This window comes from Mariniflexile sp. TRM1-10 (assembly GCF_003425985.1).
In the GTDB taxonomy this organism is placed as follows: domain Bacteria; phylum Bacteroidota; class Bacteroidia; order Flavobacteriales; family Flavobacteriaceae; genus Mariniflexile.
Genome location: NZ_CP022985.1, coordinates 890,038 through 906,697, shown reverse-complemented (window position 1 = coordinate 906,697; position 16,660 = coordinate 890,038). Strand labels below are relative to the sequence as shown.

Here is a 16,660-nt window from a genome sequence, read left to right as displayed (position 1 = left end):
TGCGTAATTAAAATTTAATAGGAGTCGATGCAAAAAATCACAAAAGAGGTTTACCTCAAATGGTATGAAGACATGTTATTCTGGAGAAAGTTTGAAGATAAACTAGCTGCCGTTTACATTCAACAAAAAGTAAGAGGATTTCTTCATTTATACAACGGTCAAGAAGCTGTTTTAGCAGGTGCTTTACATGCTATGGATTTGACAAAAGACAAAATGATTACTGCTTATAGAAACCACGTACAGCCCATAGGTATGGGTGTGGATCCTAGACGTGTTATGGCAGAATTATACGGAAAGGTTACTGGAACTTCTAAAGGTATGGGTGGATCCATGCACATTTTTTCTAAAGAACACCGTTTTTATGGAGGTCATGGTATTGTAGGAGGTCAAATTCCTTTAGGTGCCGGTATAGCATTTGGTGATAAATATCACGGAGTTGATGGTGTCACATTATGTTGTTTTGGTGATGGTGCTGCACGCCAAGGGTCGTTACATGAAACATTTAACTTGGCAATGCTTTGGAACCTTCCCGTAGTATTTGTTTGTGAAAACAACGGATATGCTATGGGAACATCTGTAGAACGTACGGCAAACCACACCGAAATTTGGAAATTAGGTTTAGGTTATAATATGCCATGTGGACCTGTTGATGGGATGAACCCTATAAAAGTAGCTGAAGCTTTTGACGAAGCTATTCAGCGTGCACGAAAAGGTGGCGGCCCCACTTTCTTAGAATTGAAAACATACCGTTATAGAGGTCATTCTATGAGTGATGCCCAACATTATAGAACGAAGGATGAGGTTGAAGAATATAAAAAAATCGACCCAATTACTCAAGTGAAAGATATTATTCTTGAAAAGAAATACGCAACCGAGGACGATATTAAAGTTATTGATAAACGTGTGAAAGATTTAGTTGCAGAATGTGAAAAATTTGCTGAAGAATCTCCATATCCAGAGACACAACAGCTTTACGATATGGTTTACGAACAAGAAGATTATCCATTTATTAAACACAAAATATAAGTTATGGCAGAAATTATAAATATGCCGCGTTTAAGCGATACGATGGAAGAAGGAACTGTTGCCACTTGGTTGAAAAAAGTAGGTGACAAAATAAGTGAAGGCGATATTTTAGCTGAAATCGAGACTGATAAAGCGACTATGGAGTTTGAATCGTTCCATGAAGGTACGTTGCTTCATATAGGTGTTCAAGAAGGAGAAACAACTAAGGTCGATGAGCTTTTAGCCATTATTGGAGAAGCTGGCGAAGATATTTCTGGTTTATTAAAAGGGGGAAGCGCTTCAAAATCTGATGCTGCTCCTGAAACGAAAGAAGTAACCAAAGAAAAAGAAACTAATTCAGAACCTGCTTCAGAAACCGATTCAGAACCTGTTGAAGAAAAAGCAGAAGCTCCAGCTAGTGAAGAATTACCTGAAGGCGTTGTTGTTGTAACGATGCCACGTCTAAGCGATACCATGGAAGAAGGTACCGTTGCAACATGGCTTAAAAAAGAAGGCGATAAAGTTTCTGAAGGTGATATTTTAGCAGAAATTGAAACCGATAAAGCCACCATGGAATTTGAATCATTCCAATCCGGTACTTTATTACATATAGGATTACAAGAAGGAGAATCTGCAAAAGTAGATTCGTTACTAGCGATAATAGGTCCTGCAGGAACAGATGTTTCTGGAGTTGCAGCTAATTTCTCAACATCAAAACCTGCAGCTAAAAAAGAAGAAGCTCCAAAACAGGAAAAGAAAGAAGAAGCTCCTGAAGAAGCAAAAGCTGAGGCTCCTAAAAAAGAAGCTAAAGCAGCTAAGCCTGTTGCCACAACTTCTACTAATGGACGTTTATTTGTTTCACCTTTAGCTAAAAAAATAGCGGAAGAGAAAGGTATTAATCTATCGCAAGTGAAAGGTTCTGGTGAAAACGGACGTATTGTAAAAAGTGATATAGAAAATTATACGCCTTCTGCGGCAGCATCCCTTGGTAAATTTGTACCAGTAGGCCAAGAAGATTTTGAAGAGGTTCCAAACTCACAGATGCGTAAAGCTATTGCAAAAGCATTAACAAATTCTAAGTTTTCAGCACCTCACTATTATTTAAACGTCGAGTTTGATATGGAAAATGCCATAGCATTCCGAACACAATTCAATACCATTCCAGATACTAAAATATCTTATAATGATATCGTTGTTAAAGCATGTGCTTTAGCGCTAAAACAGCATCCACAAGTAAATTCACAATGGTTTGCAGATAAAATGCGTTTAAATAACCACGTACATATTGGTGTAGCAGTAGCTGTTCCAGACGGGTTGGTAGTGCCTGTAGTTAAGTTTGCAAACGAACAAAGTTTGCCACAAATTGGTGCAGCAGTTAAAGATCTTGCAGGAAAAGCTAGAAACAAAAAACTAACCCCTCAAGAAATGGAAGGTAGTACGTTTACGGTTTCAAACTTAGGCATGTTCGGTATCGATACGTTTACGTCTATTATCAACCAACCAAATTCAGCAATCCTTTCTGTTGGAAATATTGTTGAAAAGCCAGTGGTTAAAAACGGACAAATAGTTGTTGGAAATACGATGAAATTGTCTTTAGCTTGCGACCACAGAACGATTGACGGTGCAACGGGTGCTCAGTTCCTTCAAACCTTGAAAGGATATATTGAGAATCCTGTAACCATGTTGGTATAACAAATCCCTGCGAAGGCAGGGATCTCATCATATTAAAAACCTGTTTCATTTATTTGAGGCAGGTTTTTTTTATTTGAATAGATGCCTTATTTGTCATCAGCCGTAGATGGATCAATGACAGTGGCAACTTTTGCGACTGAATTTGCTGGAAAACCACCTTGCTTCGCATGCTCTAAAACCATTTCTTCATTAGGTGCTGTATATACGCAGTAAATTTTATCGCCTGTAACATAACTATGTAGCCATTTTATTTCAGACCCCATTTTTTCCAGTACCCCACATGAGCTTTGTGAAATTGCTTTTAATTCTTCTGAAGTTAAATTGCCTGCTCCAGGGATTTCGCGTTCAATAACATACATGTTTTGATTTTGAGTAGTTGTTTCGTCTCTTAATGAGTCGGCAACAGATTTTTCATTATTGGCACAGTTTATAAAAGCTAATGCCAATATAAAAACAGAAAATATTTTTAAAGTTTTCATATATAAAATGTTTGGTTGCTAGTTTGTGATGCTTGTCTAAGGTACTGATTTTTATTTACTTGTGTAAATATTTTTATTCAACATTGAAAAACCACCGTCTTTGACGGTGGTCATGTTTTAAAGGCTATACCATTATTTAGGATTAATCAGTTTTGTGTTTTGATTGTGTAAATTTGGTATAGTGAGTTCTTAAATTAGGTTAAGTTGATAAAGATGTGATGCCCCTTTGGGGCTAATCTGAAATCCAAAGCCACCGTTTTTAACGGTGGTTGTTTACTTGAGGCAGTTTTTTAATTTATCAGATAGATGCCTTATCTGTCATCAGCCGTAGATGGATCAATGACAGTGGTAACTTTTGCGACTGAATTTGCTGAAAAACCGTCTTGTTTCGCATGCTCTAAAACCGCCATGGGGGGTGTTTTTATTCAGTTGGATTCGCATCAAAAGGAGCAACTAGAGCTATAAATAGTACGCAGGGACCGCTGTCTAGGCATTTTGCTTTGTGAGGTTTGCCTGCAGGACCATATAGATAGCTCCCTGCTTTTATTATTCGCGGTGCCTCACCTTCATAAGTTACTTCAAGTTCCCCTGTAATCAGTACCATTCGTTCGGGTGAATTATGGGTATGACTAATAACGTCGGTATTAGGTTCTATTTTAAAGAACAAATCTAAGTTGGGTTTAGAGATATCTCCATTTAAAATAGTAAAAGAGCAATTAGGAAAAAAATCTGGAGCCTTATGCCATATAAGATCGGCATCATCAATAGTATTTGCAATTGACATTTCTGAATTGACCGTTGCTGCTGTTTGGGCACAAAGGCTAAGGCCATTGAGCACAAAAACAATTAAACAGGAGTAGATAAATTTAAATTTTGTAGTTTCCATGACAAGTTATTTTTTAGTCTTTAAATAATATGTTATACCTACTAGGCAGGTTTGATATTCTGATTCACATTAAACAAATTGTTAGTGTCATACTTTCTTTTAATTTTTGAAAGTCGCTCATAATTGTGTCTATAGCTAGCTTTTATACGCTCTTGCCCTTCATCCATCATAAAGTTTGAATAGGCACCGCCAGATGAGTAGGGATGCAATGCTTCCCAATACTCTTTACACCAATTAGTGATTTTATCTGCATCTTTTGGTTCTGGTGATACACCTACAATAACGCCTGCATATTTTGCATCCCGATATGCCCAAGGGGTTTCTTCTGCGCCAATACGACTTGCTGCTCCACTAATGGGGTATAAATGCATTTGTGATAGCGGTGTTGGAATGCTAGATCCAAATTTTAAATGCTGTGCACTAACTTCTGGACCTAATTCATTAAAAAAATCGGCACGCCAGTACCATTGCAACCCAGGAGGCATTAAGCCATCGAAGAGGGTTTGTATAGAAGGGTAAGGCATTTCTCCTACATGTTCAAAAACAGGATTTAAATCCATGGCAGGTTTTATTAGTTTGTTGAATGCTTCCTGACTACCAGTATAACACCATACAATACCACAATATTGATTTCCGTGTAAAAAATCGGGAAATGGAGAGCCAGGAATAATCATGGTGGCTATAAATCCATTTAACTCGTCTGGAGCGTTATTAATGAATTCATGGTACCATGCCATAATTTCTTCAGTCCGTTCTATAGGCCATAAAGTGGGACCGCCAATAACATTTTTAACTTTATGGGCTTGAAATTTAAAAGAAGTAACAATACCAAAATTTCCGCCTCCACCACGAATTGCCCAAAATAAATCGGCATTTTGGTTTTTATTAACCGTAACAAAAGAGCCATCGGCTAGAACCATATCAGCTTCTAAAAGGTTATCTATTGTTAGTCCGTATTTTCGTGATAAATGGCCAATACCACCACCAAGGGTTAATCCGCCCACACCTGTAGTGGAAATTATGCCAGCAGGAACTGCTAAGCCAAAAGGGTGTGTTGCATGATCTACTTCGCCCCAAAGGTTTCCGCCGCCAACCCTTACGGTATTGTCTGATGTGTCTATGCGAATAAATTTTATTCCCGATAAATCTATTACCAATCCATCGTCACATAAACCCAATCCGCCGCCATTATGGCCACCGCCTCTTACGGCAATTAATAGATTGTTTTCCCGACCAAAGTTTACAGAAGCCATAACGTCGGCTACATCTACGCACATCACAAACATGCCTGGGTGTTTATTTATCATGCCATTGTAAACCTTTCGTGTTTCATCATAGTTAACATCTTTGGGCATGATAATCTTTCCTCTCAATTTTGATGAAAAGGCTTCAATAAGTGAAGGGTCTAAATTCTTAACTTGATTTTTCATTTTAGGTTGGTTTATTTTATTTAGAAATTATCATGCCCTTTAAAGACCATAAAACGGAAAGAACATCTTTTTTTGAGTCTTCATCAATACCGTTTTTATCTAAAGCAGCAAAAATATCATCTACCACATGCATATATTCAGTAGGGCTAATATTCATACCTGTATGAGCGGTTACCATATCTTTCCCTTTATATGTTGCTGGTCCACCACTGCCTGCACTAAAAAAATCGATGGTGTGTTGTTTTATGATGGCTAAATGTTCGGGTCTATCTTTAAAAGGAAGAAACCGGGCATTAACTTCAGGGTTGTTCATGTGGTTTTCAACGGTATCGTCAACGATGTTGGATATTCCATTTCTACCTCCTAAGCGTTCAAAAAGTGTTTTAGTCATAATATTAAGTATTGGTTATCTACCAAAATTAAGAAGACTACAAAGCGAAGACCTCTAGATTTAATTCAAAAAATGATAATTTTGAATCAATGTGTTAAATATTTAAACCACATGTTGCTGAAGGTATTGCGAAGGTAGCATTCCAAATTTATTTTTGAAGCAAGTAGAAAAATAAGCAGGACTATTAAATCCGGTTTCAAAAGCAATTTCTGAGATGTTTCCTTGTTGATCGTGCAGTGCTTTAAGTGCTTTTTGTAGCTTATAATCCACAATAAAGTTGTTTGGTGATTTTCCTGTAAGGCTTTTTAGTTTTCTATTAAGTTGCGATTTGCTATAACCCAATGTTGTACTAAAATCGTTAACATTAAAATCTGGTTTATTCCAAATAGTTGCTACAAAATCCATCAAATCCGTTAAGAATTTTTCTTCATTTTTATTTATCGATCTTATATGTTCTTTATTAATGAATTGATTTCTATTCTCACTTTCGTAGAGTGATTTTATTTCAGAAGTAATAACTATTTGGTCATTAACAATTTCACACAACCGTGTAGCTAATGTTATGGTTTCTTCAAAAAAGGAATCTTTATTGGTAACAGGAACTCCAGAGCTAATCCCCATGTTTAGTGTTCTCATTGAAGTGTCGTATTTTGTGGTTATGTATTTGAAATTATACTGAATTTTTAAAGCACATAAAATAGCATCAGAAACCGATACAAAAGAAACCAAATAGCTGCTATTATTTTGTTTTACAATACATCCTTTAAATTGTTTAAATGACTTTGTAACGCTGTTGTGGAATTTCTGTGTGAACAAACTAAACTGATTTCCTTCTAGTCTGTGCAAATAATCGCTGGTTTCAATAAGCATAATAACCCTAAATGCAGGGTCGTTAATAATGTTTAACTCAGTGTTTTGTGATTTTTCAGGATCTTCAATACGTCCTAAAAAAGACTCTACGATCGTTTTGTTTACTTCTATAATTCTATGAGGCACTTCACCATGAGCATTATTGTGCATGTCTTCAATGGCCTTCTCATTTGGTGCTTCAATTAAACAAAATGCGGTTCTTCTATCTTCATCACACCAATATGTCATGCCTTTACATCCATATAAATGTTGCACTTTTAAATCTTCTTGATGCATTAGAGCGACATGTTCGGCGGTGATTTCTTCCGGTATGTCATGGCGATCCATGTATATTGGCATAGTGTGTGTTTTTAATACAAGTTAGTGATATTTAGGGTAATAAGCTAATTTTGATGCATTTTGCAATGAAACACCCATGAGGGTTGCATTCACATATATGAAGATAATTATTCAGGACGTTCCATCTGACCGGATTAAAACAATAAACAATATTCAATTTTTTATCCTAAGGTTTTTTATCTTTAAACTCTAGTACAATCTTATGCAACATCCATTACTACAAATTTTCTTATATAATAGAATGATTCATATATGGATGTTACATCTGACCAATTAAAACAATAAATATAAACAGATGAAAAATGTAATTTTCTTTTTAGTATTAATAATCGTTGTCGGTTGTAAATCACCAATAGTCACCGTCAACAGTGAGGATTCAAATAAAAACGTCATTCCAAAATCTTCAAAAGGAGATATTGCTATGGCACCTTCTTCAAAAGCCATAAATAATTATTTAGCAACAAGTGAAGAACTTGAGGAAATAGTCACTTATTTGGCATCCGATGACTTAAAAGGAAGAGATACAGGTTCTGAAGGCATTGAAAAAGCGGCAGTTTATATAGAGACCATTCTTCAGGAAAACAATATAAAACCCTATTTTAAAACCTATAGAGACAGCTTTAATTTAAAAGGGGCGCATGCCTATAATATTGTTGGTTTTATTGAAGGCAACGATACAGCTCTTAAAAACGAGATTGTTATTATTGGTGCGCATTACGACCACATTGGTTCAGTAAAAAAAGTGAATAATGATAGTATTGCTAATGGAGCTAACGATAATGCCGCGGGAACCAGTGGGGTTTTGGAAATTGCGGAATATTTTGCAACTACAAAAAGCAATAAACGAAGCATCATGATTGCTTTATTTTCTGCGGAAGAAAAAGGACTTAAAGGTTCGGAGCATTTGGCTGAAAAGTTGAAAGCTGAAAATATTGATTTGTACACCATGCTGAATTTTGAAATGATTGGTGTGCCATTTAAAGATAGGCCTTATGATGCTTTTGTAACAGGGTATGAGCTGTCTAATATGTCTGCTAAAATAAACGCATACACCAATTCCAATCTCACTGGGTTTTCTGAAGTATCAAAAAAGTACGATTTGTTTAAGCATTCCGATAATTATGCGTTTTATCAAGCGTTTAAATTGCCTTGTCAAACCATTTCTAGTTGTGATTTATCAAACTATGATTATTACCACCATGTAGATGACGAAGCCGATAAATTGGATTATAACCACATGGCGGGTTTAATAAATAAGATGATTCCAGCGATCGAAACCATATGCAATACACCAACCAAAGAAATAAGAATGAACAATGAGTAAAAACGTTATTATAACAGGAACAAGCAGGGGCATAGGTTTTGAGTTGGTACAACTTTTTGCAAAAGCAGGATATAACGTATTGGCGCTTTCGCGGAACAAGCAACCCATTGAAATCCTTAAATTGAAAAATGTAACATCTTTGTCGTTCGATTTAAGCAATAAAGACGCTTATAAAATAATAGAAAGCTTTGTTAAAGCGAATTGGCAACAGGTGGATGTTTTAATAAACAATGCAGGAATTCTTATCAATAAACCCTTTTCAGAATTATCTATGGATGATTTTGAAGCTGTTTATAAAACCAATGTGTTTGGGGTTGCCGAATTAACGCGCATCCTATTGCCTTTTACAAAAAAAGAAAGTCATGTAGTAACCATCAGTTCGATGGGTGGTGTACAGGGTAGTATGAAGTTTCCAGGGTTGGCTGCATACAGTTCAAGTAAAGGAGCCGTAATAACCTTAACAGAGTTATTAGCCGAAGAATATAAAGAAACGGGGCCAAGTTTTAACGTATTGGCTCTAGGTGCGGTACAAACCGAAATGCTAGAAGAAGCATTTCCAGGTTATAAAGCATCAACTTCAGCGTTAGAAATGGCACACTATATTTTTGATTTTTCGCTTAATGGGAATAAATATTATAATGGGAAGCTATTGCAGGTTTCTAATTCTACGCCTTAAGCTATTGTTATTGGTTATTTCTCAATCTAATGGAAAAGAAAACCCGATAGCAAGGGCACCAGAAAATTGTTCTACCGAGGGGTGCTCATAATAGGTTATGGCAATTTCAACGTCATGATTTTTACCTAAAGCCAATCCTAAAGCATAAGGTATGTGCATCAATAGACCCTTATCTTTTTTGTAAATACCGGGAGTGTATGTTTCAAACGACCCCATAGAAGCACCAATACCTATTTCAAGATAAGGAGCAACCCAAGGAATAGGGGCACATATACGTACTTTGCCACCTATTAGAAAAGCTTTAGATGTTACTTTGTATCCAGAAAGACTAGGTTCACTGTTATTTTCATTAGGAGATGTAGTTATAAATCCAGCATATGGTCTTACCCCAAGCCATTTTTTGAAAGCAAATATGTATTCAGCTTGAGCATAAAAACCAGTACCTATTATATTATAGTCTTCATAAGGTGCACTCATGCCGTAACCTATGGACGCTTGAATAAACTCCCCTTTTTTTGGTTGGGAATTTGTAATATTGGAAAAGAATATAGTTGTGATTGCAATGATAAATATACCACGAAAAGTAGAAGGCATAGCTGTAATTTTTAAGATGGTAATATTATGAATTTTTAGTCAATAATTGTATGTCAAATCTTTATTTGTAAATAGTTTTTTGATTTAAGTTGCTTGTCTGAATACTTTTAATATTTTTTAACTAATAATTAGTCTTTAAATGGAGTCTTTTTGGTATAATTGAAAAAAAACTATTCAATAAAAATCGTTACAAGTTTCTAATTCTATTCCCAATTTATGAGCAAATACAAGTGCATAATTTTCGATTGCGATGGCGTTTTGGTAGATAGTGAACCTATAAGCATTCAAGTATTGGTAGATATGGCAAATAGCTACGGTGCTAATATAGATTTAGCTTATGGCATAAAACACTTTAAAGGCAGTTTTTTTGATGCCTGTAAAAACAAAATAGCCCAATTAACCAACACGCCAATACCCAGTTCGTTTCAAGAAGATTACAGAAAACAAAGTTTTGAAGCTTTTAAAAAAAATATGCAACCCATTAAAGGTGTGCAATCCGTGCTGAATAATTTAAGTGTCCCTTTTTGTGTAGCCTCCAGTGGACCCGAAGACAAAATAAGGCTTAATTTAGGGTTGGCGGGTTTGTTGCCCTATTTTGAAAACAAAATTTTTAGTTGTTACGCTATTAATAAATGGAAACCAGACCCAGCCGTGTTTTTATGGGCCGCCGAAACTATGGGGTTTAAACCAAGTGACTGTTTGGTTATTGAAGACAGTTTATCTGGGGTATGGGCGGCTAAAAATGGTGGTTTTGATGTGTTTGGTTTTACAGCATACGATTATAACAATGAGTTGGAAAAAGAGGCTACCAAAACTTTTAGTAGTATGGATTTACTATTGGAGTTGATTTAGAATTTTGAGCTATAGTTGATGGTTAAACTAAAGCTAAGAAACATTTTAACACGTAAAAATTAGTCTCTTGTTTAGTTGTATGTAAATTGCTTATTGTCACTTCTCTAACACTTTAATTTTGATATTTTTAAACCATATGGGTTGTCCTTCCGCTTGTAAGGCAATGTGTCCATAGCTAACATGCTTACTGGCTCCGGCAGCAATTAATCGTTTGGCATCGTTATCTGTGTCATCAAGTTGCGGATGGGTAAATCGAATGACTTCTTCGCCATTTATTCTGTAAATTATCTCTTCATGCCCGTTAACTTCTGCTTCAAAGGTTACCCATGTATCTACTGGGAAGAGTTTTGAATTTGAATTAATAATATGTTCTTTATTGAGTTTTCCATCAATTTCAATATGCATGCCCGGTGTAACCGCGTTACCGGTTTGTGTTCCAGCAGTTGCGCCTTCTGCAAGAAATTGTCCTTCGAGGCTAACAGGAAAGGCTTGGTCAATACGCATACTTTGAGGTGATTGTGCATGGAGCATGATGCCACTATTTAAATTTGTCCACTGAGGTGCATCGGGCATTCCAGTACCAAGGATTTTGTAATCAACTCTAACTATATAATGTGAATAAGCTATGTTTGTGAAGATATGACCAAACTGCATATCAAATTTTTCATAGCCGTCATAGGAAACTTTAAGCATGCCATTCTCCACATAAAAGGTATTGTGTATGTTTTCATTTATTGGCTTACCGTTAATTTTAACAGTCCAGCCATCTAAGTTTTTACCATTGAAAAGAGGAATCCAGTCCGAGTCTTCAATAGTTTCTATTTGGGAATAAGAGGAAGAGAAAAAAAGTATAAATGAAAACAAGAAAAAGTGTTGGAATAGCGAGTTGATATGCATACGATTTAATTTTTTGCGGATTACTATGTGGAAAATAAAATTTTCAAATGTTTTCGTCTTTCCTTTAATTTTGGGTTCGTTTGAATGGCTTTAATTAAAGAGCTAACTAAGAACTCATTTAAAGTTTTTCAATTTGCTAAAAAATTGCTGATTTCAGCTCTGTTTTTGCCTTTTCTTCCTTCCGTAGCGCTGCTATGCAACTCAAAAAAGCCTTCAACAGAGCTGAAACCCCCTAATTTTCGCTTAATTTCAAAAACTTTAAATGAGTTCTAAGTTATTTATTTTTTCTCACAAAATCAATTCTTTTTACTTTAAAGAATTCCTGTATTTTTGTAGCAATGCAAAACAAACTACAAGACTATATTTCTTCCAATGCTATGCCACAAGTTTTAAAACTTTTAGAGCACGAACATTTGGTAGTAAAAATAAAGAATGAGCGTAAAACCCGCCATGGCGATTATATGCGTTTGCCCAACGGCAAGCATCAAATTACTATAAATTCAAACTTAAATGAATACCGGTTTTTAATTACCTTAATTCACGAAATAGCACATTTTGAAGCTTATAAAACCTATGGGCGTTTTATAAAACCACATGGCATAGAGTGGAAAAAAACGTTTCAACACTTAATGTTGCCGTTTTTAAATCCTGAAATTTTTCCAACAGCCTTATTGCCGCTTTTGGCGAAACATTTCAAAAACCCTAAAGCATCCAGCGATAGTGATGCTATATTAGCATTGGCACTAAAGCAATTTGACGAACCTAATAATAAAACCTTTATTTTTGAAGTACCTTTAGGGCAAACCTTTAAATTATACAATGGAAAAGTATTTAAAATGGGTGTGAAGCGAACCAAACGGTTTGAATGTATTGAGGTGAAAACAGGAAGACTATACCTTTTTAACCCCAATGCCGAAGTAGAACTAATTCCTGCGAAGGCAGGAATCTTATAAATTAAAACTGGAATTTTAAAAATTTAAAATACTAGTTGGAAAAATAAAACTAAACAGATGGTCTGTTTAAAAAAATATTAAAAAATGAAAAACAAAAATTATTACGCCATATTAATGGCAGGCGGTGTGGGCTCACGCTTTTGGCCAGTAAGCACCGAAGCATTCCCTAAGCAGTTTCACGATATGTTAGGAACGGGCGATACCTTAATTCAAAAAACGTTTTATAGGTTAGCAAATTTAATTCCGAAGGAAAATATCTTTATACTAACCAATGAGCGTTATAACGATCTGGTTTTAGAACAATTACCGGAAGTTACACAACGCCAAGTAGTGTTAGAACCCGCCATGCGAAATACCGCACCGTGTATTTTGTATGCATCATTAAAAATTCAAAAAGAAAATCCCGATGCTGTTATGATTGTGGCACCAAGTGACCATTGGATTGAAGACGAAGCTACATTTTCGAAAAATGTACAACAAGCTTTCGATTTTTGTTCAAAAAACAATGCGTTAATGACGCTTGGTATTCAACCAACTTTTCCAAATACCGGCTATGGGTATATTGAGTTTGATAAAATATCCGCGGAAGCGATAAAATCGGTCAATCAATTTAGAGAAAAACCCGATTACGAAACCGCCAAACAATTTATTGCACAAGGCAACTTTTTGTGGAATGCAGGCATTTTTATGTGGAGTGTAAAAAGTGTTATTGAGGCTTTTAAAAATAACCAACCTCAATTATATGCCCTTTTTGAAGGAGGAATGGGTACTTATAATACCGAGTTGGAAACACATTTTATAAAGGATAACTACCCAAATGCCGATAATGTTTCGGTAGATTATGCCATCATGGAAAAGTCTAATAATGTGTTTGTAATTGCTGCGGAATTTGACTGGAACGATTTAGGGACTTGGGGTAGCTTATATGATAAATTAGATAAAGATAGTGCGGGCAATGCCGTAGTGCATGCCAAAACCTTAGCAGAAGATGCTTCGGGCAACATGATTAGAACCAAAAAAGATAAAATTGTTGTGGTTGATGGGCTGCAAGATTATATAATTGTAGATAAAGATGAGGTGTTGCTTATTTATCCAAAAACCAAAGAGCAGGACATTAAACAAGTGCTTCAAAAGGTGAAAGATGAATTTGGTGAACACTATGGGTAGTGTAGTGTTTGTTTTACAATGACAGTATTCAGTTAAAACAGATAAATTTATCTATATTCGTGTAATAGTGGCTAACATTTAAAATAATGGAAGAAAACAACTCTGATAAATCAAAGAAAGTTGAGCAGACTAAAGAAGCTGTAAAACAAGACGCCATAGGTTTGTTGGCTAGCATTAAACGTTTTTTTAGTGAATTATTAGACTTTCGTGAAGATACCGACCGTGACGCTACCATACAAGCCATAAAAAATGATATTCCATTTAAAGGTGCCACAGCTTGGATTTTGGTATGCTCTATTTTTGTAGCGTCAGTTGGTCTTAATGCAAATTCTACAGCGGTTGTTATTGGTGCCATGTTAATTTCCCCATTAATGGGGCCTATTTTAGGTATTGGCTTATCAGTGTCTATTAATGATATTGATACACTAAGAAAATCATTAATCAATTTTGGTGTCATGATTTTTTTAAGTGTGTTAACAGCATTTTTATTTTTTTGGCTATTTCCGTTAAGCGAAGAATCTTCAGAATTATTAGCAAGAACAAAACCCGATATTCGAGATGTTTTAATTGCTTTTTTTGGTGGATTGGCCTTAATAATAGCACGTACAAAAAGAGGAACCATTGCCTCTGTAATTTTTGGTGTAGCTATAGCAACCGCCTTAATGCCACCTTTATGTACGGTAGGGTACGGACTTTCGGTAGCTTTAGAAGACGATTTCGCTAAAGGTATGAAGTTTGCTCTTGGCGCTTTATATTTGTTTACAATTAACACCATTTTTATTGCTTTGGCTACGTTTTTAGTAGTTAAAGTTTTAAAATTCCCCATGCTTAAATATGTTAATTCTGCCAAAAGAAGACGTACTGGTAGAATAGCAACTTTTTTAGCCATCATAGTTATGATACCTGCTTTGTGGACCTTTGTAAAGGTGTTAAGTGAAAGCAGGTTTGAAAGAGATGCTAGAAATTTTATAAACAAAGAGTTAAGTGCATTACCACATGCAGACTATATTATAAAAAACGCCTCTTATAAATATTCCGATAGTGATAAGTTAATATCTTCAATTGAACTGAATACATTTGGATTGGATGAAATACCAGAAAGCACCATAGCATTGCTTGAAGATAGGTTGAAAAAATATGATGCTCTAAAAAATGTAAATCTAATTTTCAACCAAAACAGAAACAAGAATCTTGACAATTTGAAATATATGGAGCAAATTAGATATCGAGATTCTATAGACATGCTATCACAATCACAAAAAATTGTATTTCTTGAAGGGAAACTAAAAAGTTTGGCAAAACTGGAAGCGCAACAAATTCCGTTTGATAAGTTAACAAAAGAGGTTAAAATTAACTATGAAAATGTATCTAGATTATCATATTCTACAGTTATAACCTCAAACTTTTCAAAAATAGATACATTATCTGTTTTTACGGTAAAGTGGAATGAAGGCTCTATTAAGGAAGCCAATATTTTAAAGCAACAAAATCAATTAGAACGTTGGTTAAAACAGCGGTTTGATTTGGATAGTTTGGTTATTAAACGGGAAAAATAGAGACGTTATTGCCTCTCTTCAATGTACATTTGTCTCACTTTTTTCATTAACTCAGACGAGTAAACAAAGTCGGTTACCACTTCGTTATCCGTTTTAAAAATGGTTTTTTTAGAACCTTCCCAAGCTTTTAAACCATTTTTTAAAAACACTATTTTTTCACCAATTTCCATTACCGAGTTCATGTCATGTGAGTTTATTACAGTGGTAATATCATATTCTTCGGTAATCTCTTTTATAAGATTATCTATTACAATAGCAGTTTTTGGATCTAAGCCAGAATTTGGCTCGTCACAAAACAAATATTTTGGTTTGTTAACAATAGCTCTGGCAATGGCAACACGTTTTTGCATACCGCCCGAAGCTTCACTAGGCTTCTTTTTATGAGCGTCAGCTAAATTAACGCGGTTTAAAACAAAATTAACGCGGTCTTCCATTTCACTTTTACTTTGTTTTGTAAACATACGCAGTGGAAACATCACGTTTTCGGCAATCGTCATCGAATCAAATAAGGCACTTCCTTGAAATACCATGCCAATTTCGCCTCGTAAATTACGTTTTTCATCTTCGGTTAGTTCAGAAAAAACTTTACCATCATAAGCAATACAGCCTTCTTCATAATCAAATAATCCTAACAAACATTTTAAAAATACGGTTTTACCCGAGCCACTTTGTCCAATAACAAGGTTGGTTTTTCCCTTTTCAAAAGTAGTACTAATGCCTTTTAAGACTTCAACACCACTAAATGACTTATGTAAATCTTTAACTTCTATCATTAACTTAAAAGCATTTGAGTTAGGAAATAATTTAAAAGTATGATAACAACGCTGGTCCACACAAACGATGTGGTACTTGCTTTCCCTACTTCAAGAGCGCCGCCTTTCATATAATACCCATGAAAGGCAGGAATCGTTGCCAAAACAAAAGCAAAAACAAAGGTTTTTATAAATGCATAGGTAATATGAAAAGGAATAAAATCTGTTTGAATGCCATAAATATAATCTTCTAACGAGCTAAAACCTCCATAAACACAGGCAGCCATACCACCAAGAATGCCTAAAAACATGCCAATAGCAATGGCAAAAGGGTACAGCATTAGAGCAATGGCTTTAGGGAATATTAAATAGTTTAACGAGTTTATGCCCATAACTTCAAGAGCGTCAATTTGCTCGGTAACCCGCATGGTGCCAATACTGGAAGTTATAAACGAGCCCACTTTTCCTGCCATAATAATAGAGGTAAAGGTGGGGGCAAATTCTAAAACTACCGATTGCCTAGTGGCAAACCCCACCAAATATTTAGGGATTAGCGGATTGCTTATGTTTAGTGCCGTTTGAATGGTAATAACGCCACCAACGAAAAACGATATAAAAGCAATGATGCCTAAAGAGCCAATAATTAAATCGTCAATATCTTTAAATATCAACTTTTTCATCACAGACCACTTGGTGGGTTTGCGAAACATTTCGGCAATCATTATAAAATAAGCACCAATATTATGTAGATAGGTCATAATCAATTTTAATAGTGCTAAAGTAAAAAAAAGTTACAG

Annotated in this window: 17 protein-coding genes; 8 read left to right on the top strand and 9 right to left on the bottom strand. The window is 35.3% G+C overall.

Annotated elements, in window-relative coordinates; translation table 11 throughout:
* Positions 1 to 27 precede the first annotated feature (27 nt).
* A complete protein-coding gene (gene pdhA, locus CJ739_RS04215) occupies positions 28 to 1,026 on the top strand; it encodes a pyruvate dehydrogenase (acetyl-transferring) E1 component subunit alpha (RefSeq protein WP_117172792.1) in 999 nt (332 codons plus the stop codon).
* Positions 1,027 to 1,029: 3 nt separating this feature from the next.
* On the top strand, positions 1,030 to 2,697 hold the full coding sequence (locus tag CJ739_RS04210) for a pyruvate dehydrogenase complex dihydrolipoamide acetyltransferase (protein ID WP_117172791.1): 1,668 nt from the start codon (positions 1,030 to 1,032) through the stop codon (positions 2,695 to 2,697).
* 86 nt (positions 2,698 to 2,783) lie between these two features.
* Here CJ739_RS04210 and CJ739_RS04205 read toward each other — a convergent pair whose 3' ends face one another.
* From CJ739_RS04205 to CJ739_RS04180, 5 genes are all read right to left on the bottom strand, one after another.
* Positions 2,784 to 3,176: a DUF4242 domain-containing protein gene (locus CJ739_RS04205; RefSeq protein ID WP_117172790.1), complete on the bottom strand. Its 393-nt coding sequence runs from the start codon at positions 3,174 to 3,176 to the stop codon at positions 2,784 to 2,786.
* A 421-nt stretch (positions 3,177 to 3,597) separates the two neighbouring features.
* Positions 3,598 to 4,062 (bottom strand): cupin domain-containing protein, encoded by a 465-nt coding sequence (locus tag CJ739_RS04195; protein WP_117172789.1) that lies wholly within the window; start codon positions 4,060 to 4,062, stop codon positions 3,598 to 3,600.
* A 41-nt stretch (positions 4,063 to 4,103) separates the two neighbouring features.
* Positions 4,104 to 5,492: an FAD-binding oxidoreductase gene (locus tag CJ739_RS04190; protein WP_117172788.1), complete on the bottom strand. Its 1,389-nt coding sequence runs from the start codon at positions 5,490 to 5,492 to the stop codon at positions 4,104 to 4,106.
* Positions 5,493 to 5,508: 16 nt separating this feature from the next.
* The gene (locus CJ739_RS04185) at positions 5,509 to 5,883 is read right to left on the bottom strand and encodes a group I truncated hemoglobin (protein WP_117172787.1); all 375 of its coding nucleotides are present in this window, start codon (positions 5,881 to 5,883) and stop codon (positions 5,509 to 5,511) included.
* A 102-nt stretch (positions 5,884 to 5,985) separates the two neighbouring features.
* Positions 5,986 to 7,092: a nickel-binding protein gene (locus CJ739_RS04180; protein WP_117172786.1), complete on the bottom strand. Its 1,107-nt coding sequence runs from the start codon at positions 7,090 to 7,092 to the stop codon at positions 5,986 to 5,988.
* A 295-nt stretch (positions 7,093 to 7,387) separates the two neighbouring features.
* On the opposite strand from CJ739_RS04180, the gene CJ739_RS04175 reads away from it, so the two are divergent.
* On the top strand, positions 7,388 to 8,416 hold the full coding sequence (locus tag CJ739_RS04175; protein WP_117172785.1) for a M28 family peptidase: 1,029 nt from the start codon (positions 7,388 to 7,390) through the stop codon (positions 8,414 to 8,416).
* Complete coding sequence (locus CJ739_RS04170; RefSeq protein WP_117172784.1) at positions 8,409 to 9,092, top strand: SDR family NAD(P)-dependent oxidoreductase; 684 nt, start codon at positions 8,409 to 8,411, stop codon at positions 9,090 to 9,092. Before CJ739_RS04175 ends, CJ739_RS04170 begins: the two co-directional genes overlap by 8 nt.
* A 21-nt stretch (positions 9,093 to 9,113) precedes the next feature.
* On the opposite strand, the gene CJ739_RS04165 is transcribed toward CJ739_RS04170, so the two are convergent.
* Positions 9,114 to 9,686 carry a hypothetical protein gene (locus CJ739_RS04165; RefSeq protein WP_117172783.1) on the bottom strand — a complete coding sequence of 191 codons (573 nt, stop codon included), beginning with the start codon at positions 9,684 to 9,686 and terminating at the stop codon, positions 9,114 to 9,116.
* Between the two features lie 216 nt (positions 9,687 to 9,902).
* Here CJ739_RS04165 and CJ739_RS04160 point away from each other — a divergent pair, with 216 nt between their 5' ends.
* Positions 9,903 to 10,538, top strand: a complete 636-nt coding sequence (locus tag CJ739_RS04160) for an HAD family hydrolase (protein ID WP_117172782.1) — start codon at positions 9,903 to 9,905, stop codon at positions 10,536 to 10,538.
* A 96-nt stretch (positions 10,539 to 10,634) separates the two neighbouring features.
* Here CJ739_RS04160 and CJ739_RS04155 read toward each other — a convergent pair whose 3' ends face one another.
* Entirely contained in the window at positions 10,635 to 11,435 is an 801-nt protein-coding gene (locus CJ739_RS04155; protein ID WP_117172781.1) for a 3-keto-disaccharide hydrolase, read from the bottom strand.
* 338 nt (positions 11,436 to 11,773) lie between these two features.
* On the opposite strand from CJ739_RS04155, the gene CJ739_RS04150 reads away from it, so the two are divergent.
* The 3 genes from CJ739_RS04150 to CJ739_RS04140 all read left to right on the top strand — a co-directional run bounded on the left by CJ739_RS04150 (position 11,774) and on the right by CJ739_RS04140 (position 15,111).
* On the top strand, positions 11,774 to 12,388 hold the full coding sequence (locus CJ739_RS04150) for a SprT-like domain-containing protein (RefSeq protein ID WP_117172780.1): 615 nt from the start codon (positions 11,774 to 11,776) through the stop codon (positions 12,386 to 12,388).
* An 84-nt stretch (positions 12,389 to 12,472) separates the two neighbouring features.
* Positions 12,473 to 13,555, top strand: coding sequence for a mannose-1-phosphate guanylyltransferase (locus tag CJ739_RS04145; RefSeq protein ID WP_117172779.1), 1,083 nt, complete (start codon positions 12,473 to 12,475; stop codon positions 13,553 to 13,555).
* A gap of 86 nt (positions 13,556 to 13,641) precedes the next feature.
* Entirely contained in the window at positions 13,642 to 15,111 is a 1,470-nt protein-coding gene (locus CJ739_RS04140) for a DUF389 domain-containing protein (RefSeq protein WP_117172778.1), read from the top strand.
* Positions 15,112 to 15,116: 5 nt separating this feature from the next.
* Here CJ739_RS04140 and CJ739_RS04135 read toward each other — a convergent pair whose 3' ends face one another.
* The gene (locus CJ739_RS04135; protein ID WP_117172777.1) at positions 15,117 to 15,884 is read right to left on the bottom strand and encodes an ABC transporter ATP-binding protein; all 768 of its coding nucleotides are present in this window, start codon (positions 15,882 to 15,884) and stop codon (positions 15,117 to 15,119) included.
* Positions 15,884 to 16,621 carry an MlaE family ABC transporter permease gene (locus CJ739_RS04130; protein ID WP_117172776.1) on the bottom strand — a complete coding sequence of 246 codons (738 nt, stop codon included), beginning with the start codon at positions 16,619 to 16,621 and terminating at the stop codon, positions 15,884 to 15,886. The genes CJ739_RS04135 and CJ739_RS04130 overlap by 1 nt, the downstream gene beginning before the upstream one ends.
* Between the last annotated feature and the right edge of the window lie 39 nt (positions 16,622 to 16,660).